Source organism: Myxococcus stipitatus DSM 14675 (assembly GCF_000331735.1).
Taxonomy (GTDB): Bacteria; Myxococcota; Myxococcia; order Myxococcales; family Myxococcaceae; genus Myxococcus; species Myxococcus stipitatus.
This window is the reverse complement of record NC_020126.1, coordinates 7,735,537-7,756,505: the sequence shown is the minus strand read 5'-3', so window position 1 is coordinate 7,756,505 and position 20,969 is coordinate 7,735,537. Positions and strand designations below refer to the sequence as shown.

Annotated in this window: 15 protein-coding genes; 13 read left to right on the top strand and 2 right to left on the bottom strand. The window is 69.4% G+C overall.

Going from position 1 to position 20,969, the window contains the following annotated elements; genetic code table 11:
* The first annotated feature begins 5 nt into the window (after positions 1-5).
* From MYSTI_RS29825 to MYSTI_RS29800, 6 genes are all read left to right on the top strand, one after another.
* Complete coding sequence (locus MYSTI_RS29825; protein WP_044900742.1) at positions 6-1,133, top strand: ArsA family ATPase; 1,128 nt, start codon at positions 6-8, stop codon at positions 1,131-1,133.
* A complete protein-coding gene (locus tag MYSTI_RS41105) occupies positions 1,130-1,627 on the top strand; it encodes a hypothetical protein (protein WP_015351536.1) in 498 nt (165 codons plus the stop codon). Before MYSTI_RS29825 ends, MYSTI_RS41105 begins: the two co-directional genes overlap by 4 nt.
* A 94-nt stretch (positions 1,628-1,721) precedes the next feature.
* Positions 1,722-4,517, top strand: a complete 2,796-nt coding sequence (locus tag MYSTI_RS29815; protein WP_015351535.1) for a KR domain-containing protein — start codon at positions 1,722-1,724, stop codon at positions 4,515-4,517.
* Between the two features lie 21 nt (positions 4,518-4,538).
* Positions 4,539-6,563, top strand: a complete 2,025-nt coding sequence (locus tag MYSTI_RS29810; protein ID WP_015351534.1) for a RiPP maturation radical SAM C-methyltransferase — start codon at positions 4,539-4,541, stop codon at positions 6,561-6,563.
* Positions 6,564-6,572: 9 nt separating this feature from the next.
* A complete protein-coding gene (locus MYSTI_RS29805; protein ID WP_015351533.1) occupies positions 6,573-12,080 on the top strand; it encodes a type I polyketide synthase in 5,508 nt (1,835 codons plus the stop codon).
* A 20-nt stretch (positions 12,081-12,100) separates the two neighbouring features.
* On the top strand, positions 12,101-14,944 hold the full coding sequence (locus MYSTI_RS29800) for a type I polyketide synthase (RefSeq protein WP_015351532.1): 2,844 nt from the start codon (positions 12,101-12,103) through the stop codon (positions 14,942-14,944).
* A 12-nt stretch (positions 14,945-14,956) separates the two neighbouring features.
* Here the strand turns inward: MYSTI_RS29800 and MYSTI_RS29795 are convergent, their stop codons facing one another.
* On the bottom strand, positions 14,957-15,220 hold the full coding sequence (locus MYSTI_RS29795) for a phosphopantetheine-binding protein (RefSeq protein ID WP_015351531.1): 264 nt from the start codon (positions 15,218-15,220) through the stop codon (positions 14,957-14,959).
* A gap of 69 nt (positions 15,221-15,289) precedes the next feature.
* Positions 15,290-15,733, bottom strand: a complete 444-nt coding sequence (locus tag MYSTI_RS29790) for an RICIN domain-containing protein (protein WP_044281594.1) — start codon at positions 15,731-15,733, stop codon at positions 15,290-15,292.
* A 454-nt stretch (positions 15,734-16,187) separates the two neighbouring features.
* Between MYSTI_RS29790 and MYSTI_RS29785 the strand changes: the two genes are divergently transcribed.
* The 7 genes from MYSTI_RS29785 to MYSTI_RS29760 are packed head-to-tail and all read left to right on the top strand — an operon-like array spanning position 16,188 to position 20,969.
* On the top strand, positions 16,188-16,757 hold the full coding sequence (locus MYSTI_RS29785; RefSeq protein ID WP_015351529.1) for a contractile injection system cap protein: 570 nt from the start codon (positions 16,188-16,190) through the stop codon (positions 16,755-16,757).
* Positions 16,754-17,767, top strand: coding sequence for a hypothetical protein (locus MYSTI_RS29780; protein WP_015351528.1), 1,014 nt, complete (start codon positions 16,754-16,756; stop codon positions 17,765-17,767). Before MYSTI_RS29785 ends, MYSTI_RS29780 begins: the two co-directional genes overlap by 4 nt.
* Before the next feature lie 11 nt (positions 17,768-17,778).
* On the top strand, positions 17,779-19,197 hold the full coding sequence (locus tag MYSTI_RS29775) for a phage tail sheath family protein (protein WP_015351527.1): 1,419 nt from the start codon (positions 17,779-17,781) through the stop codon (positions 19,195-19,197).
* Between the two features lie 41 nt (positions 19,198-19,238).
* The gene (locus MYSTI_RS29770) at positions 19,239-19,673 is read left to right on the top strand and encodes a phage tail protein (protein ID WP_015351526.1); all 435 of its coding nucleotides are present in this window, start codon (positions 19,239-19,241) and stop codon (positions 19,671-19,673) included.
* A complete protein-coding gene (locus tag MYSTI_RS29765; RefSeq protein ID WP_015351525.1) occupies positions 19,674-20,120 on the top strand; it encodes a phage tail protein in 447 nt (148 codons plus the stop codon). It begins immediately after the preceding gene.
* 3 nt (positions 20,121-20,123) lie between these two features.
* A complete protein-coding gene (locus tag MYSTI_RS43960) occupies positions 20,124-20,297 on the top strand; it encodes a DUF5908 family protein (protein ID WP_015351524.1) in 174 nt (57 codons plus the stop codon).
* A gap of 3 nt (positions 20,298-20,300) precedes the next feature.
* Positions 20,301-20,969 carry a CIS tube protein gene (locus MYSTI_RS29760; protein WP_015351523.1) on the top strand — a complete coding sequence of 223 codons (669 nt, stop codon included), beginning with the start codon at positions 20,301-20,303 and terminating at the stop codon, positions 20,967-20,969.

Below are 20,969 nucleotides of genomic sequence, written 5' to 3'. Positions count from 1 at the left end.
CGGCCATGACGACCCGGATACGCCTTGTCTCGGGATGTGGTGGGGTGGGGAAGACGACGGTGGCGGCGGCCACGGCCCTGGCGGCTTCGCGCCGGGGGCTCCGCACGCTCGTCTTCTCCTTCGACACCTCGCGGGACCTGAGCGGGGCCTTCGGCCTGCAGGTGCTCGCGCATCCCGGCCCCCGAGGGCAGCCCGTTCGCGTCGAGGACTCCCTGCACCTCCAGGAGCTGGACGTCTCCGCGGAGCTCCAGCGCCGCTGGAGCTCGGGCCGAGGCGAGCTGGCCGCGCTGCTGGGCGGTGGGCTGGAGGATGTGACGGCGGAGGAGGTCGCGCTCATGCCGGGGCTGGAGGTGCTGCTGGCGCTCCTCCTGCTCGACGAGTACACCCGCGCGCGGACGTACGAGCTCATCGTCATCGATGGCCCCTCCTTGGGTGACCTGCTGCGCTTCGTCGGAGGCGCGGACGCGGTGAGCTGGTTCGCGCGCAGGACGAGGCCCCCGGAGCAGGGGGCTCGCCGCGTGAGGCCCTCGCGCGGGGACCCCGATGTGCTCCACGCCGTCAGCGACAGGCTGATGGACGTGGGGACCCTGCTGCGCGACCCCACCGTGACGACCGTGCGGTGGGTGACGACGCTGGATGCTCGGGCCTGTCAGGCCACGCGGCGCGCCTGCACGGCCCTCGGCCTGCAAGGTGTTGCCTTGGATGGAATGGTCTTCAATGACCTCGTGCCGGGAGGCGTGCCCCCGCTCGAGGAGCTCCAGGGCCTCGCGGGGCCCGTGCCCGCGATGGGGATGGAGCGTCAGAGTGACGATGTGAACGGAATCGCCGCGCTCGAGTCCTTCGCTTCGAAGCTCTTCCGGGGCGAGGACCCGGTGCGGACCGTGGGCTCCCCTCCCGCCGTCGGGGTGGGGAAGGTCGCGGTGGATGAGTACAGGCTGGAGGTCCAGCTGCCCTTCGTCCGCAAGGGCGATGTCGCCCTCTCCCGGCGCGAGGCGGAGCTGGTCATCCAGGTGGGCGCCCTCCGGCGCAATGTCCTGCTCCCGAGGATGGTCGCGCAGCTCCCCACCTCGGGGGCCCGGATGGATGGCGAGAAGCTTGTCATTGAGTTCAAGAAAGAAAGGGTTCAGACATGACCAGGCAGAAGCAGCGTTTGCCCAAGGACTTCTTCCGCTTCGAGACCCAGCCCGAGGAAGGGGCCAAGGTCGCCGAGGTCGTCGACTCCGTGATTCCCGGAGGCCGAGGCTTCATCCAGCAACTCTTCCGCGCGAAGCGGGACGTGCTGCAAGGGGTCTCCCATCTGCTCCAGGCGCAGATTCGCGAGCTGGAGCACATCGACATGGCGATTCAGGGTGAGCCTCGGCCGGGGCCCGGGAGGGCGTCCTCCTCGAGCGGCGCGGAGGGCCCGCTCAGCCCGCGCATGATGACCATCAAGCAGATGATGCAGGAGGCGACCTCGCGGCTCCGTGCGTCGGCGGGAGGGAGCACCACCGAACCCCCGGCGTCCGAGACGCCCCATATTCCAGGCCACCCCATGCCCGCCGCGACGGCGAGTCCGCCTCGAAGCACGGAGGGCGGTCCGGGCGGGGTGTCCGGGCCCTCGGCTCCGGAGAAGATCAACCTCACCTAGCGCCGCTTCATTCGCGCTGTGCATCCACGGTTCTCCTCGCCACGTCGGTGGGCGCTGCCCGCCGCGGGAGAGGTGTCGTCCAGGAGGCGGTCGCATGGAACAACAGGGACAGGGGCGCAGCCTCGCGGAGCGGCTCGCCGCGCTTTCGCCCGAGCGACGGGCGCTGCTGGAGTTGGCGCTGAAGGGACAGGCTCCGGCGCCTCGTGCGGCGCGCGCGCGCCCTCCCTTGAGCGCGGTGTTCCCGGAGGGCACGGAGGACTTCCGGTCCCTCGCGCCACTGCCGGAGGTCTCCGCGTCGTTCTCCTGGGTGCAGGCCGCGCAAGGCGCTGGCACGGAAGAACAGGCGCGGCTCCTCGCGGATGCACACCGCGACCTGCGCGGGGCGCTGTTCAGGGCCGTGGACCTCACCACCTGTGAGCGAGTCCTCGGCTTCGGAGGCGATGACGGCCGCGAGTGGGTGTCGCTGGCCCGGCGGCCCGGGACGTTCCGCGTCATCGGGCATGCGTCCTCGCCCCAGGAGGCGGAGGCCGCGCGCGCGAGGGTGCGGGCCCATTCGCTGGAGGGACGCATCCAGGTCGTGTCGGGCGGACTGGACGCGGACGGGCTGGAGACGGGCTTCGACGTCGCCTTCGGGTGGGAGGTCCTGCGCCATCCGGACGAGCGGGCGCCCCTCTTCGCCGCGCTGGGAAGGAAGGTCCGCGAGGGAGGCCGGCTGGTCCTCGGGGATGTGTTCCTGAAGACGGCCCTGTCGCTGCCCCATGTCGAGCCGCTGGCGTTGCCGCTCCTGGACGAGCTGGTCGGCTGGCTCACCTCGAATGGCTTCCTCGCCACGGACTGCGTGGACGCGGCGAGCGAGATGGGGAACTTCCTCCACGAGCCCGCGCTGGACGCGCGTCTGTCCCAGCTGGGCTGGGGCGCGGAGGACGTCCGCGCGGAGGCGGCGCGCTCGCACGAGGTGCTCGGAGGACTGCTCCGAGGCGGCGCGGCGGCCTACGTGCTGCTGACCGCGGAGAAGCGAGGCGAGCTGGCTCCAGAGCGGCTGGAGGCGATGAACCGCGAGCAGTTGATGCGGACACGCCGCTACGCCGACCTTCCGCACGCGTGGCTGTACGCGCCCCGGTGGCGACGCGTCGCGAGCGCGCTCCCCGCCGAGTCGGAGCGCGACACGGCGCACTGCCTCGTCTTCTCCGACCGAGGCGGGCTGGGGGCGGCGCTCGCGCGGAGCATGTCGGGCACGGGGGCGCGCTGCACCTTCGTCCACCGGGGCGAGGTGTTCCGGCGCCACGATGACGGCAGCTACGAGGTGCCCATCCGGAACCCCGAGGACTTCCTCCGGCTGACGGAGGCGCTGGCCTCGGAGGGCACGGTTCCCTCGCGCGTCGTCTACCTGTGGAGCCTCGATGGGCCGAAGCCCGAGGGGCTCACCGTCTCCCAGCTCCAGGACGAGACGCTCGATGTGTGCGGCGGCCTGCTGTACCTCACGCAGGCCTTGCTCAAGGCGGGCGCGAGCCATCCCGCGTCGCCTTCCCTCTGGCTCGTGACGCGGGGCGCACAGCGCGCGGACGACGCGGGCGGTGTCCCGGGCCTGGCGGGCGCTTCGCTCTGGGGCCTGGGGAAGGCCATCGCCTACGAACATCCCGAGCTCGACTGCCGTCGGGTGGACGTGGACCCTGGGCGCGACGTGGAGGAGAGCGCCCGGGCGCTGTGGACGGAGCTGCGCTCGCGCGATGGCGAGGACCAGGTGCTGCTGCACGAAGGGGCGCGCCGGGTGCTGCGGCTGGCCCGTCACCGGCAATGGGACTGGGAGGGCGCGGGGCGGCTCCAGTTCCGCGCGGATGCGACCTACCTGGTGACAGGGGGACTGGGCGGCCTGGGGCTCCAGGTGGCGCGGTGGATGGTGCGGCGCGGGGCGCGCAACCTGGTGCTCCTGGGGCGCAAGCGGGCCAGCGACGTGTCCACCGAGGAGGTGCGTGAGATGCGGGCGCAGGGCGCGGCCATCATCTCGCTCGCGGGGGTGTCCGTGGACTCGGACCTCGACTTCGTGATGGCGGGCATCTCCAAGCGCATGCCTCCCTTGCGAGGCATCGTCCACGCGATGACGGAGGTGGACGACGGCATCCTCCTGCACCAGACGCGCGAGCGCCTGGGCCGGGTGTTCACCGCGAAGGTGGCGGGCGCCTGGAACCTGCACCGGTGGCTGGAGGGCACGCCGCTGGACTTCTTCCACATGGTGTCCTCGTCCACGTCGCTGATGGGCGGGTCGGGGCAGGCCAGCCACCTGTCCGCCACGTCCTTCCTGGATGGGCTCGCCGAGTACCGGCGGTCCTTGGGGCTCCCCGGCCAGAGCTCGAGCTGGGGCGCCTGGGCGCAGCCCGGTGACGAAGCCTCCGAGGCGCTGGACGCGCGCATGCGCAAGCGAGGCGTGGGCATGGTGCCCGCGGCGGAGGCGTTCTCGGTCCTGGAGCAGGTGTTCGGTCCCGTGCCCGCATCCGTGGGCGTGATGCCCATCCACTGGCCGACCTTCCTCGGAGGGCTGCCCGGGGATGGACCGCCGCCGCTGTTCGCCGACTTCGGTGGAGACGCCCGTCCGGCTCGCGCGGAGCTTCGTCGCGAGCTGCTGCGGCGCGTGCGCGGAGGCTCCGTGGAGGAGGGCCGCGGCGCGGTGCTCGAGTGGTTCCGCGAGCAGGTGGCGAAGGTCCTGGAGCTGAATGCCTCTCAATGGCCGGAGCCGGAGCAGACGCTGCATGAGCTCGGGCTCGATTCCTTGATGGGCGTGGAGCTCAAGAAGCTGCTGCACGCGCAGCTCCGGGTGGAGTTCCCGCTCCAGGAGCTGCTGGGCGGCAAGAGCATCGGCGAGCTGTCGGGGTCTCTCTACGAAGCGTTGCGTTGAGTCTCGCAAAAGGGGTGGAACGTGTCTGGTGATTCCGTTCAGGTCCGCTTCGTCGTCGCGCCATTTCTCCCGGAGCATCAGCCCGCGTTGGGGGTGAGCACGCTGATTGGCGTGCTGGGGCGCAGCGGCATCTCCGCGGACGTCAGCTATCTCAACGTCCAGTTCATGCGGCAGATCGGCTGGGAGCTCTACTACTACCTCTCCTACGCCACGCCCCCGGAGATCCTCGCCGGTGAGATGGCCTTCCTCCCCGCCTCTCCGGACCTGCTCCTGGGGGAGATGGTCTTCGCTCCCGCGCTGTGGGGCGACGCGGCCTCCAACTGGGAGGAGTACGCGGACCGCCTCACGCCGCTGCTGGAGGTGAAGCAGCACACGTCGGGAGCCACCCCCGGAGGCGCCCGGCGCGAGCAGGCGCTGCACTGGGGCCGCGCGCGCGAGCTGATTCGGGCCCTGCGCGAGGACAGCCCCCGCATCGTCAGACAGTGGGCCCAGGAGATACTCAAGGGCAAGCCGCGCGTCGTCGGCTTCACGTCCACGTTCCAGCAGAGCGTCGCCTCGCTCGCGCTGGCGAAGGAGCTGCGCCGGCTGGTCCCGCGCGAGGAGCTGACGCTCATCATGGGCGGCGCCAACTGCGAGGGCGACATGGGCAAGGCGCTCTCCGACAACTTCCCCTTCATGGACCACGTGGTCTCCGGTGAAGGCGAGGGCGTCATCCTGGACCTGGTCCAGGGCGTGCTGGGAGGGAAGGGGGGGCGCCCTCAGCCGCGCTACGTGGCCGCGCCGCAGATCGAGGACATGGACTCGCTGCCCATGCCCGACTTCGACCACTACTTCGCGGCCATCAAGGACATGCCCATGGCCAAGCGCGCCAACCTGACGGCCGAGTCGTCTCGCGGCTGCTGGTGGGGCGCCAAGGCGCACTGCACCTTCTGTGGCCTCAACGGCTCCGGCATGGCGTACCGGAGCAAGGACGCGGGCCGCTTCGTCCAGGAGCTGCGCTCGCTGGCGGGGCGCTACGGCTTCAACTTCTTCATGATGGCCGACAACATCCTGGACCTGAAGTACATCAAGTCCGTGTTCCCCGCGCTCATCGAGCAGGGGGACGAAATCACGATGTTCTATGAGACGAAGAGCAACCTCCGGAAGGAGCAGCTCGAGCTCATGGTCGCGGGCGGCGTCACCGAGCTGCAGCCCGGCATCGAGAGCCTCAGCACGCCCATCCTGGAGCTGATGGACAAGGGCACCACGCGCCTCCAGAACATCCAGCTCATCAAGTGGTGCGAGGAGTTCGACATCAACGTGAACTGGAACATCCTCTTCGGCTTCCCGGGGGAGACTCCCGAGGAGTACGCGGAGATGGCCGCGTTGATTCCCGCGCTGGTGCACCTGCCTCCTCCCGGAGGCTGCGGGCGCATCCGCATGGACCGGTTCGCGCCGTATTGGAAGACGCCGGAGAAGTACCAGCTCAAGAACGTGCGCCAGAAGTGGGCGTATGACTATGTCTACGCCGCGCTGCCCGCCGAGGAGCGCCGGCGCATCGCGTACTACTTCGACTACGACCTGGAGGGGGACATCGACCCGACGGTCTATCTCCAGGACACGCTGAAGCGGACCGAGGAGTGGCGCGATGGCTTCAGCCGGGGCGTGACGCTCGAAGTGAAGACGCGAGCGGGGACCTCCTCCGTGCTGGACACGCGAGGGGGCGAGTCGCGCGAGACGGTGCTCACGGCGGACGAACTCCTGGCGTTGAAGGCCCTGGACTCCATCCAGAGTCCTCGGGCCGTGCTCACGAAGGTGAACGAGGGACGAGAGGGCCCGCCGCTTCCAGAGGCGGACTTCGACGCGATGCTCGAGCGCTTCCTGGAGCGACGGTGGGTCATCCGCGAGGGGGCACGCCACCTGAGCCTCGTGCTGGACCGGATGGAGCGCCAGCGCATCATCGACCTGAAGATGGCGGCGCAGCTCGGGAAGCTCGACTGGGCACGCTTCGGTGCGACGCCCGCCACGACGCCGGGCCCCGCGCGGGCCGTTGCTTCCTCTCGCTAGGAGGACGCGATGTCCCATGACTCGACGGAGGAGCTGACGCCGCTTCAGCGGGCGGCCCTGGCCATCAAGACACTCCGGGCCCGCGTGGATGGCCTGGAGCACGCGCGCACCGAGCCCATCGCCATCGTGGGCATGGGCTGCCGCTTCCCCGGCGGCGCGGACTCTCCGGCGCGGTACTGGGAGCTGCTGCGCGCGGGGGGCGATGCCGTGATTCCCGTGCCCTCGGACCGCTGGGACGCGGAGGGCTACTACGCCGAGGACCCCGAGGCCGCGTGGAAGATGACCGTCCGCGAGGGCGGCTTCCTCGCGCAGCCCATCGCCGCGTTCGACTGCGAGTTCTTCGGCCTGTCGCCGCGCGAGGCGAACTACGTGGACCCCCAGCAGCGGTTGATGCTGGAGGTCTCCTGGGAGGCGCTGGAGGACGCGGGCATCGCCCCGGGCTCGCTGGCGGGCAGCGACACGGGCGTCTACGTCGGTTTCCTCAGCAGCGACTACGGGCGTGTCCCCTTCAACGCGCTGCCGACGCGCGACCTGCCCTACATGGGGACCGGGAACGAGCTGAGCTTCTCGGCGGGACGGGTCTCGTACGTGCTGGGACTGCACGGGCCGTCGATGGTCGTCGCGACGGCGTGCTCGTCCTCGCTCGTCGCCGCGCACCTCGCCTGTCAGGCCCTGCGCCAGGGCGAGTGTTCGCTGGCGCTGGCGGGAGGGGTGAACCTCATCCTCCACCCGGACAACAACATCGTCCTGAGCAAGATGCGGGCGCTGGCGCCGGATGGGCGCTCGAAGACCTTCGATGCGTCGGCCAACGGGTATGGACGAGGCGAGGGCTGCGGCGTCCTGGTGCTCAAGCGGCTCTCGGACGCGCTGCGGGACAAGGACCGGATTCACGCCGTCATCCGAGGCTCGGCGGTGAACCATGACGGGCCGAGCGGGGGCCTGACGGTGCCTCACGGGCCCGCGCAGGAGACGCTGCTGCGCAAGGCGCTGAAGTCCGCGGGGCTGTCGCCTTCGGAGGTCCGCTACGTGGAGGCGCATGGGACGGGCACGCCGTTGGGGGACCCCATCGAGCTGCGGGCCCTCGACGCGGTGCTGGGCGAAGGGCGGAGTCCGGAGACGCCGCTCATCGTCGGCTCGGTGAAGACGAACCTGGGCCACCTGGAGTCCGCGGCGGGCGCGGCGGGGCTCATCAAGGTCGCGCTGTCGCTGCGGCAGGGAGAGATTCCTCCGCACCTGCACTTCCGCCGGCCCACCCCGACCATCGACTGGTCGCGGCTGAGGCTGCGGGTTCCCACGCAGGTGACGCCGTGGCCCGTGGGGACCGGGGCGCGTGTCGCGGGCATCAGCGCGTTCGGGCTCAGCGGGGTGAATGCCCATGTCCTCGTCGAGGAGGCTCCGCCCGAGCCTCCCAGGGCCGAGGAGGCGTTTCCCCGCGCGGTCCACCTGCTGGCGCTGTCCGCTCGGAGCCCGGAGGCGCTGGGGGCCTTGGCGCAGCGCTATGAAGAAGCGCTCGGTGTGTCGACCGAGCCCCTGGCGGATATCTGCTTCACGGCGAACGCGGGGCGCACGCACTTCCAGCACCGGTGGGCCCTGGTGGGTGACTCGCGCGAGGCGATGCGTGAGCAGCTCCAGACCTTCGCGGCGAAGCACGGCTCCCCGCCGGTGCCACGCGTCACGAGCACGCCGCGCATCGCCTTCCTCTTCACCGGACAGGGCTCGCAGCGGCTGGGGATGGGCGAGGAGCTCTTCCGCACCGAGCCCGTCTTCCGGCGGACGCTGCTGCGGTGTGACGAGGTGCTGACACCCTTGCTGGGGCAGTCGTTGGTCGAGCTGCTGTATCCGAAGGCGCCCGATGACCTGGCCCGTGCCCGGCTCGATGCGACGGGCTTCACGCAGCCGGTGTTGTTCGCGCTGGAGATGGCGCTGGCGCGGCTGTGGGGGTCGTGGGGCATCGTCCCGGACTTCGTGATGGGGCACTCGGTGGGGGAGCTGGTGGCGGCGTGTGTGGCCGGCGTCTTCACGCTGGAGGAAGGGCTCCAGCTCATCGCGGCGCGCGGCCGACTGATGCAGTCGCTTCCACCGGGCGGTGCCATGGCCTCCGTGTCCGCGGACCCGGCGATGGTGGAGGCGCTGCTGCCTCAGTACGGAGGGCAGCTCTCCATCGCGGCGCTCAATGGTCCGCGCAGTGTCGTCATCTCGGGCCGGGAAGGGGCGGTGAGTGACTGCCTGGGCGAGCTGACCCGGCGGGACAAGCGCTGCTCGCTGCTGCGCGTGTCGCATGCCTTCCACTCGGCCTTGATGGACCCCATCCTCGACGCGTTCTCACGCGAGGTGGCGAAGGTCCGTCTCCAGCCTCCAGCCATTCCGCTCATCTCGAACGTGAGCGGCCTGGAGGCGGGCCCGGAGCTGCTGGAGCCCGCGTACTGGGTGGAGCAGCTCCGAGGGCCCGTGCGGTTCGCTCGCAGCCTCGAGACGCTGGGCCGGATGGGCGTGCAGGTGTTCCTGGAGGTGGGGCCCAAGCCGACGCTCACGGCGATGGGCCAGGAGTGTGTGGCAGGCGACGAGAAGCTCTGGTGGTCCAGCTTGAGGCCGGAGCGCTCGGACGCGCGGCAGATGTTCGACGGGCTCGCCGCGCTCTACCGCGCGGGCGCGGCGGTGGATTGGCGCGGAGTGGATGAAGGCCGGGAGCGTCGCAAGGTCGCGCTGCCGGGATACCCCTTTCAACGCAAGAGGTACTGGATGGAGCTGGCTGGCACGGGGTGGGACCGACAGGGCGTGCGGACTCGAAGCGGCGCGGGGAGTCATCCGCTCCTGGGAACCCGGCAGAGCTCACCCGCGCGGGTGCAACAGTTCGAGTCCTCGCTGGGCGCCACGACGCCCGCCTTCCTCGCGGACCACTCCGTCTATGGGCAGCTCGTGGTGCCGGGAGCGGCCTACGTGGAGATGGGGCTCGCCGCGGGCAAGGCGCTCTTCGGCGCGGCGGGAGGAGTCGTCGACGAGCTGGGCTTCTCGCAGGCGCTCTTCCTCCCCGACGAAGGCGCGCGGCGCGTCCAACTGGTCTACACGCCCGAGGGAGAACACGCGGGCCGGTTCGAGGTCTTCAGCCAGGAGGCACGAGAAGGCGAGGCCGAGGCGACGTGGACCCTGCATGCCCACGGGAGGCTCTCCGCGACGAAGGCGGAGGACGGGCGACGCGTCGACCTCCCGGGCCTGCGGGCCGCGCTGGGCACGGATGTGCCGGTGGCGCCGTACTACGAGAAGCTCGGTCGGGCGGGGCTCGCCTATGGCCCCAGCTTCCGTGCGATTCGAGGGCTGTGGCGCGGTGAGCGCGAGGTGCTGGGGCAGCTCTCGCTGTCCGGTGCGGCCGTGGCGGATGTGGAGCGCTATGCCCTGGCTCCCGCGCTCCTGGATGCCTGCTTCCAGATGGTGGGCGTCGTCGTGGAGGAGGAGGGGAACGCCGCCTATCTCCCCGCGGGCGTCGGGAGCGTCCGCGTGCGGCGGGCCGGTGTCCGCGAGGTCTGGGCCCACGCGACGCTGACGCGCGCCGAGGACTCGAAGGGCGCGGGCTACACGTGTGACCTGGAGCTGTTCACCGAGGACGGGGAGCTCGTGGCGGTCGTGGAGCGGCTGCGGCTCCAGCGGGTCGGCCGGGAGGGCTTCTTGGGGGCTCGGAGCAAGCGCCTCCAGGGCTGGCTCTACGAGCTGGAGTGGCGTGACGCTCCCGCGCTGCCGGTGCCCAAGGCCCCGGTGGAGGCCGCGACGCACTGCCTCCTCCTCGCGGATGGGTCGGGGGTGGGGCCGCGGCTCGCCGAGCGCCTCCAGGGGCGCGGCTGGAACGTGGTGACCGTCGATGCGAAGGATGGCGGCCATGACCGTCCGCGCATCGAGGCGCTCCTGGCCGCGCGCGACGTGGCCGCGCCGCTGCACGTCATCGACCTCTCGAGCCTGACCGGCACGGAGCGGGAGGTCCCAGGACGGGCCCTGTCCCACGGCACGCGGGTGCTGGAGTGGGCCCAGGCGCTGGTGCATGCTCCGAAGGGCAAGCCGACATCGCTCTGGCTGGTGACGCGCGGAGCACAAGCCACGGCGGTGGGGGCGCCCGTCGCCGGACTCGCGGGGGCGGTCCTCTGGGGGCTCGGCAAGGCGATTGCGCGCGAGCACCCCGAGCTTCAGTGCCGCCGCGTGGACCTGGACCCGGCCGCGCCCGAGCAGGAGGTGGATCAGCTCCAGGCCGAGCTGTCCGCCGAAAGCGCGGACGATGAAGTCGCGCTGCGAGATGGCGGCCGTCGTGTTCCGCGACTGGTGCGAAGCCGCCGCCTCGAGGTGTCGAGCGCCGAGCCAGAGGCCACGCTGCGGATGGACGCGAGCTACCTCGTGACAGGGGGACTCGGTGGGCTGGGGCTCGCGGTGGCGGAGCGGTTGGTGGAGCGCGGGGCCAGGCACCTCGTCCTGCTCGGACGGCGGGCTCCGGGCGCGGAGGTCCGTGCGCGCCTGGCGGCGATGGCGGAGCGAGGCGTGGATGTCCAGACCCTCACCTGCGACGTGTCGGTGGCCTCCGAGCTCGAGCGTGCCCTGGGAGGACTCGAAGGACGGCTGCCGCCCATCCGAGGCGTGGTGCATGCGGCGGGTGTCATCGACGACGGGCTGTTGATGCAGATGACGCCGGAGCGGTTCGCCCGCGTGTTCGCCGCCAAGGTCTCCGGAGGGTGGAACCTGCATCGCGCCTTCCAGGGGACGTCGCTCGACTTCTTCGTCCTCTTCTCGTCGGCGGCCTCGATGATTGGCTCGGCGGGACAGGCGAACTACGTCGCCGCCAACGCGTTCCTCGACTCGCTCGCACTGCATCGCCGGGGCCTGGGCCTGCCCGGCCTGAGTGTCGGCTGGGGCGCCTGGGCGGAGGTGGGAGCGGCTTCGGATGCGCAGCTCCAGCGGCGCATGGAGCAGCTGGGCTTCGGGGTGATTCCGCTCGCGGACGGGCTGCAGCTCTTCGAGCAGTCGCTGGGCCTGGGAGGTCAGCTCGGAGTCCTGCCGGTGGACTGGGCCGTGCTCGGGAGGAGAGGGCGCTCCGCGCTGTACGAGGACTTCGTCACCCAGGCGAATCCCGCGCCGGGCGAGGACATCCTGGCGAAGCTGGCGCGCATCCCTCCGACGGAGCGCCGAGCGGAGCTGCGCGTGCACGTGGGCACGCTGGTGAACGGCGTCCTGGGCCGTGCGCCCACGGATGCGCTGGACCCGGCCCAGGGGTTCTTCGACCTGGGCATGGACTCGCTGATGTCCGTGGAGCTTCGCAACGTCCTCCAGCGGAGCCTGGGGGTCTCGTTGCCCGCGACGGTCGCCTTCGACAATCCCACCGTCAACGCGCTCGCGGACCACCTGGCCGAGGAGGTGCTGGGGCTCAAGCAGGAAGCGGCTCCGGCCCGAGAGGTCGTCGAGGACCAGGACCTGGATGACCTCCTCTCGGACGTGGATGACCTGTCCGATGGGGATGTGCAGGAGCTGCTGCGCCGCCGTCGCTGAGCCGGACTCGAGAGGACACCATGACGACGGACTCCACCCCCCGCATCAGCGACCTGCCGCCGCTCAAGCTGGCGCTGCTCGCGCGCAAGGTCGAATCGAAGCTGGCGCTGGCGTTGAGCGAGCCCATCGCCATCGTGGGCATGGGCTTGCGCTTCCCGGGAGGCGCGGACTCGCCGGAGTCCTTCTGGGAGCTCTTGCGCGAAGGGCGGGACGCGATTGCGCCCATCCCCGCCTCCCGCTGGGACGTCGACGCCTACTACGACCCGACCCCGGGGACACCGGGGAAGATGTACACGCGGCATGGCGCCTTCATCCGCGGGGTGGAGGACTTCGACCCGCAGTTCTTCGGCATCTCTCCTCGCGAAGCGGCGCGGATGGACCCGCACCAGCGGCTGCTCCTGGAGGTCACCTGGGAGGCGCTGGAGCGCGCGGGCCTCTCGGCGACGGACCTCAAGGGCAGCTCGACCGGTGTCTTCGTCGGGATGATGAACGAGGACTTCTCGCACCTGATGACGGACGCGACGCAGATCGACCTGCACACCGCCTCGGGCTCGGGGTTGAGCGTCGCGGCCGGGCGACTGGCGTACAGCCTGGGGTTGCAGGGGCCGACGATGGCGGTGGACGCGGCGTGCTCGTCGTCGCTCGTCACCGTGCACCTGGCCTGTCAGAGCCTGCGGACGCGCGAGTGTGACCTCGCGCTGGCGGGAGGCATCAGCCTCATCCTGTCGCCGCTGACATCCGTGGTGAACTGCGCGATGCGCATGCTGTCGGTGAAGGGGCGCTGCAGCACGTTCGACGCGACGGCGGATGGCTTCGTGCGCGGCGAGGGTTGCGGGATGCTGGTGCTCAAGCGCCTGTCGGACGCCGTCGCCGACCGCGACCCGATTCTCGCGCTGCTGCGGGGCTCGGCGACGAATCACAGCGGCCAGTCGAGCGGGCTCACCGTACCCAACGGCAACGCGCTGGCGAAGGTGATGCGCGCCGCCCTCCAGATGGGAGGCGTGGAGCCCGAGCAGGTGGGCTACATGGAGGCCCACGGCACGGGGACGGCCATCGGAGACCCCATCGAGATGGAGGCGCTGGGCCGGGTCTTCGGGCCCTCGCACTCGAAGGAGGAGCCGCTGGTCGTGGGCTCCGTGAAGACGAACATCGGCCACACCGAGGGCGCGGCGGGGGTCGCGGGCATCATCAAGGTCGTGCTCGCGATGCAGCACGAGGAGATTCCCGCGCACCTGAACCTGGAGACGCCCAATCCCAACATCCGCTGGGAGGCGCTGCCCGTCGTCGTTCCGAAGGAGCGCCGGCGCTGGGCACGAGGCGCGAAGCGGCGCATCGCGGGGGTGACCGCGTTCGGCTTCAACGGGACGAACGCACACGTCCTCATCGAGGAGGCGCCGCTCGTACCGGAGGCCCAGGCACAGGCCGACGCTTCTCCTCGGCTCTTGGTGCTCTCGGCGCGGACCGCGCCCGCGCTCCAGGAGTTGGCGGGACGGTACGTGGAGCACTTCTCGTCGCCTCGCGCCTTTCCGGAGGTCTGCTTCACGGCGAACACGGGCCGGGTGGCGGCGCCTCACCGCGTCGCGGTGGTGGCCAGGAGCGTCGTCGAGGCACGAGAGCGGCTCGCGGGCTTCGTGCGTGGCGAGACACCGCCGGGGGTCTGGGCGGGCTCCGGGAGGCAGCGTCCTCGCATCGCCTTCCTGTTCGGAGGTGGGGAGCGGGACGGCGCCGCGTGGGGGCGGAGGCTCTTCGAGTCCGAGCCTGTCTTCCGGGAAGCCGTCCTGCGCTGTGAGGCCGCGCTGGGCCGCCCCTTCGCCTCGGAGTTCTTCCGGGCGCGAGGCGCGGGGACGCGTCCTCCGGGTCCAAGCCTCGCGCTCCCAGGGCGCTTCGCCGTGCGCTGTGGCCTGGTGCACCTGTGGAGGGCCTGGGGGGTCGCACCCGCGACGGTGATGGGGCTCGGTGAGGGCGAGCTCGCGGCGGCCTGTGCGGCGGGAGTGCTCTCCTGGGAGGACGGAGTGCAGCTCGCGGCGACGCTGGGCGAGCAGCTCGAGCGTGCATCGCCAGGCGCGGAGCTGACCCTCGAGCGGCCCGAGCACCTCGCGGACGTCCTCCAGCGCGCTCCCGAGGTGTGCCTGCTGGGCTTGGATGATGAGGGGAACGGAGTCCTGTCCGGAGCGCGGGCCGCCATCGAGGCGGTGCAGGCGGAGCTGCTCCAGCGAGGCAGCCGCGCCGAGCTGCGAGACACCTCGCACGCCATCACTCCGGCGGTCTGGGCCTCCGCACGAGAAGCCCTGACGGCGGCGGCGCGCTCCAAGACCCACGAGCGGCCCCGGGTCCCGTGGCTGTCGTCGCTCACGGGGAGGAGCGTGGAGGCCCCGGGGCCGGAGCACTGGCGTGGCCCCGTGGGAACACCCTCGCAGTGGGTGGCCGCGTGGAGGGCCCTGGCCGCGAGCCATGGCATCGGCGCATCCCTGGACCTGGGCCCGGGAGCGGGCTGGCGGGCCCTGGGGCGGCGCGTGGAGCCCTCGGGCGAGCGGAGCGGGTTCTCCGGCCTGCCATCTCCTGACGACGACAGGACGGGGCTCCTGGCGAGCCTGGCGGGGCTCGTGGCCCAGGGGGCCGACATCGCGTGGCCGGAGTTCTACCGGGGCGAGTCCCACGACAAGGTGGTGCTCCCGACGAGCTGCTTCCAGCGCAGCCGCTACTGGTTCGAGCAGCCCGCCGTGACGTCCGCGCCGAATCCCGACGTGTTCTCCTCGCTGAAGGAGGAGAACGTCGAGGCGCTGGCGGGGCAGCTCGACCTGATCGACCAGCTCACCGACGAGCAGGTCGAGGCGCTGCTCGGAGGCCAGAAGCAGGGAGGCTGACCTCCCGCGGGGCTACGCCTGGCGAGCCTGTGCGCAGGCGTAGACCATGTCTGCGATTGCCTTCAGCGACGAGAGGTTCTCCACGCGCATCGCGTCGTCGGGCACGCGGATGCCGTACTGCTTCTCGACGAAGGCCATCAGCCGCGCGGTCTCCAGGGAGTTGAGGATGCCGAGCTCGAGCAGGGGCGTGGTGGGGAGGAGGTCCTCCGCATCCCCTTCGAGAATCTCTTCGGCGACATACCGGGTCAGTCCTGCAAGGAGTTGCGGCTGATTCATCGCGTGCGGCCCCCGTGGGAATGATGGGCCGACGCTAGTGCATGGACCGGGTCCGCACCAGACCCCTGCTCAGCGCAGGTACCACTGCTGGTTGAGACCGTCCGAGCAGTCCCAGGTGTTGATCAACGCTCCGTTGTTGTTGCTGAAGCCGTAGATCTCCAGGCACTTCCCGTTGAGCCTGCTGCGCAGCATGTTGCCGTCCCAGTACCAGCGCTGGTTGTCGCCCCCGTTGCACTCCCAGATGGTGACCTGCGCGCCGTCGTTGGTGTTGCTGCCGAAGATGTCCAGGCACTTGTCGTTCATGACGCTGCGGATCTCCTCGCCATTCCAGTACCACTGCTGGTTGGGCCCTCCCCAACACTCCCACGAGGCGGTGCGCGCGCCGTTGTGGTCGAGGTAGGCGTAGACGTCCAGGCACTTGTCGTTGTTCCTGTTCCTGATTTCAAAGGCAGGCGCCGACGACGAGAGGAGGGTGAGCGCGAGGGCCGTCTGTGCTGCGAACGTGTGTTTCAAGGGGGCTCCTTGAGTTGTCAATGGGGGTGAGGCTCGAGGCTGGCGGAACGTAAGTTCGGTGGGGGTGGTTGTCATGTCTGGCTGTAGTGGCGAGAGGTCCAAGAGGGTGTTGCCATGGCGTCAAGGACTGGCGCGCCGGACGGTGCTCATCCCGACGCGAGGGCCAGACAGGGTCCTCAAGGTGAAGGAGCACCGAAGCACCCGGTGTCTCGCCCCATGACGCGAGCCGCCGCCCCCGGGCGCCGACTGACGACACACCTGTGACATCCCGTGAGCCTCCAAAACCTCTCACGTAAGAAAGTCCGGGATGTCGTGTTTCACACGGGAGTCCGAGACGGAGTGTGACACGTGTGCGACAGCGGGACGGCGCGACTGTTCGCGAAGGAACTCTGGCCCCCGCGTTCAATTAGCAATTCCGTTCGATTTTCCACGAGCTCCTGGGGGAAGCCCGTCCATGCTGGACATCGCGCTCAAGTTCCTGGCTCAGGAACTCAATGCCTATCTGCTCACCCGAACCGGCTCGGACTTCGGCAAGGCGGAGATGACGCGGCTGGTGGATGACACGGGCAAGTACGTCCTCAAGGAGGACCAGCTCGGTGTCTCCCTCATCCATCTGGAAGAGGAGCGCATCCTCAAATCCCAGATGCCCGAGACACGGCTCACCGGAGGCAAGCATGTGGTCCTGGAGCCACCGCTCAAGCTCAACCTCCACATCCTCTATGCGGCCCGGTTCACGCATTACGACCAGGCGCTGCGCTATCTCGCCCACGTCCTCACGTTCTTCCAGGCGCACTCATCCTTCACCCCCGAGGCGTATCCCGGGCTGGATGGACGCATCGAGAAGCTGACCGCCGAGCTGCAGTCGCTCAGCTACGAGCAGGTCAACCAGGTCTGGGCCTTCATCGGAGGCAAGCAGCTGCCCTCCGCCATCTACAAGGTCCGGATGGTGCTCCTGCAGGACACCGCGCAGACGTCCATCCAACAGCCGCTCACGCAGCTCGACACCAACCTCCACTTCCGATGAGCTTCCATCTTCGCACATTGCTCACCGTGAGCATCGCGCACGGCTACTACGCCGGCGCCTGCACGGACCTCGGCTTCGTGCTGCCCTCCGAGACGGCGAAGTTGCTGGAGGGCGGCAGGCTGGTGGCCCGCGTCCGAGAGGGAGTGCTGCACGTCCTGTTCGACGCGGACCCCCAAGGCGCTCCCCTGGTCTCCCTGGCGGGGAAGACGCTGCGGGTGGGGCTGAAACAGCTCAATCCCCAGTTCGGCAACATCACCGCGGGGCTCCCCGGCGGCGCCACGCTGTCGCACCAGGTGAACGACCCGGTGGGCCAGCTCAGCGCGCCGACCCAGGCGACCTTCGTGGGGCAGGTGTTCTCCCACGCGCTGACGGACGCGGAGCGCCCCGTCACGGTCTCCGTGGATGACGCGGCCGGGAACACGCTGCGCACGCAGACGGTGACGGAGGAGGACGACCGCGCCTCCGTGTCCTTCGACCTCACCGGCCTGCCACCGGGCGCGCTCACCCTGACAGAGACCTCCGGTCTCGAGACGGTGACAACGGCCTGCTACCTGGACCCCGAGCTCCAGCAGGAGGGCGCCTTCGCCATCCTCGAGCTGCGCATCGACCCGGGCTTCTACACCGCGCCACCCACGTTCACCGTGGCGTATGCCGCTCGCCAGGAGACGCTGAAGTACTACCTCGTGGCTGACAATTACACGCAAGCAGAGGCCAACCTGCTCAGCGTGACGGACACGGGCTTCACCGAGGACAGCCGTCCTCAGCTCGTCTTCACGCGGGTGTCGTCCCAGGACTTCACCCCGGCCGACCTCCCCGCTGGACTGCTCGGGGGCAGCAACGCCCAGGTGGTCCTCTTCAAGTCGCAAGCCCTCGTGCCTCGGCGGCAACAGGCGCGAAGGAAAGTGCAGCTCGTGAGGACGAGCACGGGGGACGTCCTCATCGACCACCTTCCCCAACCCGGGGCCGACAGTCCCCACGCAGACGTGATCATCCACGTGTTGAAACCGTAGAGGTTCAAGACATGCCCACCTACCGCACTCCTGATGTCTATGTAGAAGAGATACAGACGTTCCCTCCGTCCGTCGCGGAGGTGGGCACGTCGATTCCCGCCTTCATCGGCTGGACCGAGAAGGCCACCAAGGCCACCGCGAACGACCTGCTGCTGAAGCCCACCAAGGTCTACTCCCTCAAGGAGTACGAGGGCCTCTTCGGCTACCCGGCCGCGCCGGACATCCCGGTCACCGTCACGGAAGCGGGCGGGGTCATCTCCGCGGCCACCGTCGCGCCGCCCACCACGTGGTACCTGCTCTACTACGCGGTGAAGATGTTCTTCGATAACGGCGGAGCGCAGTGCTACGTCGTCTCCGTCGGGACGTACTCGCCCACGCCGGCCACCTCGACCTTCACCCTCACGGGTGACGCCAGCACCAGCCCCGTCACCGGCTATGGCCTGCAGGACGGCCTGGACGCGCTGTCGCTGGAGGACGAGCCCACGCTCGTCGTCATCCCCGAAGCGGTGAACATGAGCAGCGGGGACTACACCACGCTGGTGCAGGCCGTGCTCGCCCAGTGCAACCGGCTCCGGGACCGCTTCGCCATCTTCGACATCCACGGCGGCGGCACGAGCCTGGACTCGGCGGGGCTCACCGCCAACCGCGGCTACTTCGGCAACAACTTCCTGAAGTACGGCGCGGCCTACTACCCCTTCGTCAAGACGGCCTTCAACCACTACGTCTCCGAGTCGGAGGGCAACGTCAAGGTGGCCCTCAACGGGGGCAGCGCCGCGGGCCTGGACACCTTCAAGTCGACGAACACGAACGTCTACAACCAGGTGAAGCAGGCCCTGAAGGACCACTACATCACCATGCCGCCCAGCGCCGCCGTGGCGGGCATCTATGCCGCGACCGACTCCGCGCGAGGCGTGTGGAAGGCCCCGGCCAACATGAGCCTGGCGGACGTCATCGAGCCGGTGGTGAAGCTCGACAACCTCAAGCAGGACGACTTCAACGTCGACGCCACCACGGGCAAGTCCATCAACGCCGTGCGCGCCTTCGCGGGCAAGGGCACCCTGGTGTGGGGCGCTCGCACGCTGGCCGGCAACGACAACGAGTGGCGCTACGTGAATGTCCGCCGCTTCTTCAGCGTGGTGGAGGAGTCCATCAAGAAGTCCACCTATTGGGCCGTCTTCGAGCCCAATGACGCGAACACCTGGGTGAAGGTGCGCGGGATGATCGAGAACTACCTCACCGACAAGTGGCGGGAGGGAGCACTCGCGGGCGCCACGCCGAAGGATGCCTTCTTCGTCAAGTGTGGCCTCGGCTCGACGATGAACCCGCAGGACATCCTCGAGGGGCGGCTGAACGTCGAGATTGGCATGGCGGTGGTGCGGCCGGCCGAGTTCATCGTCCTCAAGTTCTCCCACAAGTTGCAGACGTCCTGAGGCGTCTGACGGCCAGCCCTTTCCAGGAGCTCTGAACAGTCATGCCAGCCCAATATCCAGTCCCTGTCTTTCATTTCACCGTCGAATGGGGTGGGAGCCGCGTCGGCTTCTCCGAGGTCGGCGGTCTCACGCAGGAGAACCAGGCCATCGAGTACCGGGACGGCTCGTTCCTCGAGTACTCGTCCATCAAGATGCCCGGGCTCCGCAAGTTCTCCAACGTGACGCTCAAGCGCGGCATCGTCAAGGGAGACAACCAGTTCTTCAAGTGGCTGAGCACCGTGAAGCTCAACACGGTGGAGCGCCGCAACCTCATCATCAGCCTGCTCAACGAGGAGCACCAGCCGGTGATGGTGTGGAAGGTGATGAATGCCTTCCCGGTGAAGGTGGAAGGGCCCGCGCTCAAGGCCTCCGGCAACGAGGTCGCCATCGAGTCCATCGAGCTGGCTCACGAGGGCCTCGAGCTCCAGAGCGAGTAAATGCCCAACTACTATCCGCCCGTCGGCTTCCACTTCCAGGTCGAGATTCTCGGCCTGCCCCGGGACGACAACGACTTGCGCTTCACCGAGGTGAGCGGTCTGTCTCTCGAGCTGGGGACCGAAGAGGTCGCCGAGGGCGGAGAGAACCGCTTCATCCAGAAGTACCCCACGCGGACGAAGTACCCGGAGCTGGTGCTCAAGCGCGGTCTGCTCGTGAGCTCGAAGGTGCTGGGGTGGATCCGGCAGTGCATGGAGGACTACCGGATTGAGCCCAAGAACATCGACGTGAAGCTCCTCAACGAGGAGCACCAGCCCCTCCTCACCTGGCACGTGGTGGGCGCCTACCCGACGAAGTGGTCGGTGAGCGACCTCAACTCCACCAACAACGCGGTGGTCATCGAGACCCTGCAGCTCTTCTACCAGTCCTTCCGCCTCGACAGGTCCTAGCCCATGCCGCTCATCGTCGACGAGGTCGTCATCACCGTGGAGGTCACCAACGCCGCCGCGGGGGGCGCGTCACCCGCCGCTGGCGGTGGCGGCGGCGGCACCGAGGACAAGCAGGCGCTCATCAGTGAGTGCGTCGAACAGGTGATGGAGCTGCTGCGGCAGCGAGAGGAGCGCTGAGCCGTGAGCGACCGGGGGACATTGGAGCGGCTGGTCATCAAGGCCTACGAGAAGGCGGACTACTCGGGTCAGCCCCTCAGCCAGTTCGAGGCCTTCATCAATCCCAACGAAATCACGCTGGCGTACGAGATGGAGTACGACAGCGCGCAGGGCTCCGGCACGACGAACAGCCGGATGAACTTCAAGAAGGTGAAGCCCGGGGACATGTCCCTGACCTTCTTCATCGACGGCACCGGCGCCAGCGGCCGTCCCGCCAGCGTGCAGGACAAGGTCGAGCAGTTCCAGGCGGTGACGGGCTACAACGGCAACATCCACCGGCCCAACTACCTCAAGGTCGGGTGGGGCACGCTGCAGATCAAGCGCTGCGTGCTCAAGAGCGCGAGCATCGCCTACAAGCTGTTCAAGCCGGATGGGGTGCCCCTGCGCGCCATCATCACCGCGAACTTCACGGACAACTCCGATGACCAGACGCGCGTGGCGATGGCGCAGGACCAGTCGCCGGACCTGACGCACTTCCGGCTGGTGAAGGCGGGCGATGACCTGCCCTCGCTCTGCCATCAAATCTACGGAGACCCGCGCCTGTACCTGCAGGTGGCGCGGGCCAACGGCATCGACGACTTCCGCAACCTGGTCCCCGGCACGAAGCTCCGCTTCCCGCCGCTGGAGAAGTAG

Excerpts from the sequence above, each read along its gene's own strand:
- MYSTI_RS43960 (WP_015351524.1), top strand. The coding sequence starts at position 20,124 with ATGCCGCTCATCGTCGACGAGGTCGTCATCACCGTGGAGGTCACCAAC.
- MYSTI_RS29765 (WP_015351525.1), top strand. The coding sequence starts at position 19,674 with ATGCCCAACTACTATCCGCCCGTCGGCTTCCACTTCCAGGTCGAGATT.
- MYSTI_RS29770 (WP_015351526.1), top strand. The coding sequence starts at position 19,239 with ATGCCAGCCCAATATCCAGTCCCTGTCTTTCATTTCACCGTCGAATGG.
- MYSTI_RS29795 (WP_015351531.1), bottom strand. The coding sequence starts at position 15,220 with ATGAATCAGCCGCAACTCCTTGCAGGACTGACCCGGTATGTCGCCGAA.
- MYSTI_RS29775 (WP_015351527.1), top strand. The coding sequence starts at position 17,779 with ATGCCCACCTACCGCACTCCTGATGTCTATGTAGAAGAGATACAGACG.
- MYSTI_RS41105 (WP_015351536.1), top strand. The coding sequence starts at position 1,130 with ATGACCAGGCAGAAGCAGCGTTTGCCCAAGGACTTCTTCCGCTTCGAG.
- MYSTI_RS29785 (WP_015351529.1), top strand. The coding sequence starts at position 16,188 with ATGCTGGACATCGCGCTCAAGTTCCTGGCTCAGGAACTCAATGCCTAT.
- MYSTI_RS29815 (WP_015351535.1), top strand. The coding sequence starts at position 1,722 with ATGGAACAACAGGGACAGGGGCGCAGCCTCGCGGAGCGGCTCGCCGCG.
- MYSTI_RS29805 (WP_015351533.1), top strand. The coding sequence starts at position 6,573 with ATGTCCCATGACTCGACGGAGGAGCTGACGCCGCTTCAGCGGGCGGCC.
- MYSTI_RS29825 (WP_044900742.1), top strand. The coding sequence starts at position 6 with ATGACGACCCGGATACGCCTTGTCTCGGGATGTGGTGGGGTGGGGAAG.
- MYSTI_RS29780 (WP_015351528.1), top strand. The coding sequence starts at position 16,754 with ATGAGCTTCCATCTTCGCACATTGCTCACCGTGAGCATCGCGCACGGC.
- MYSTI_RS29800 (WP_015351532.1), top strand. The coding sequence starts at position 12,101 with ATGACGACGGACTCCACCCCCCGCATCAGCGACCTGCCGCCGCTCAAG.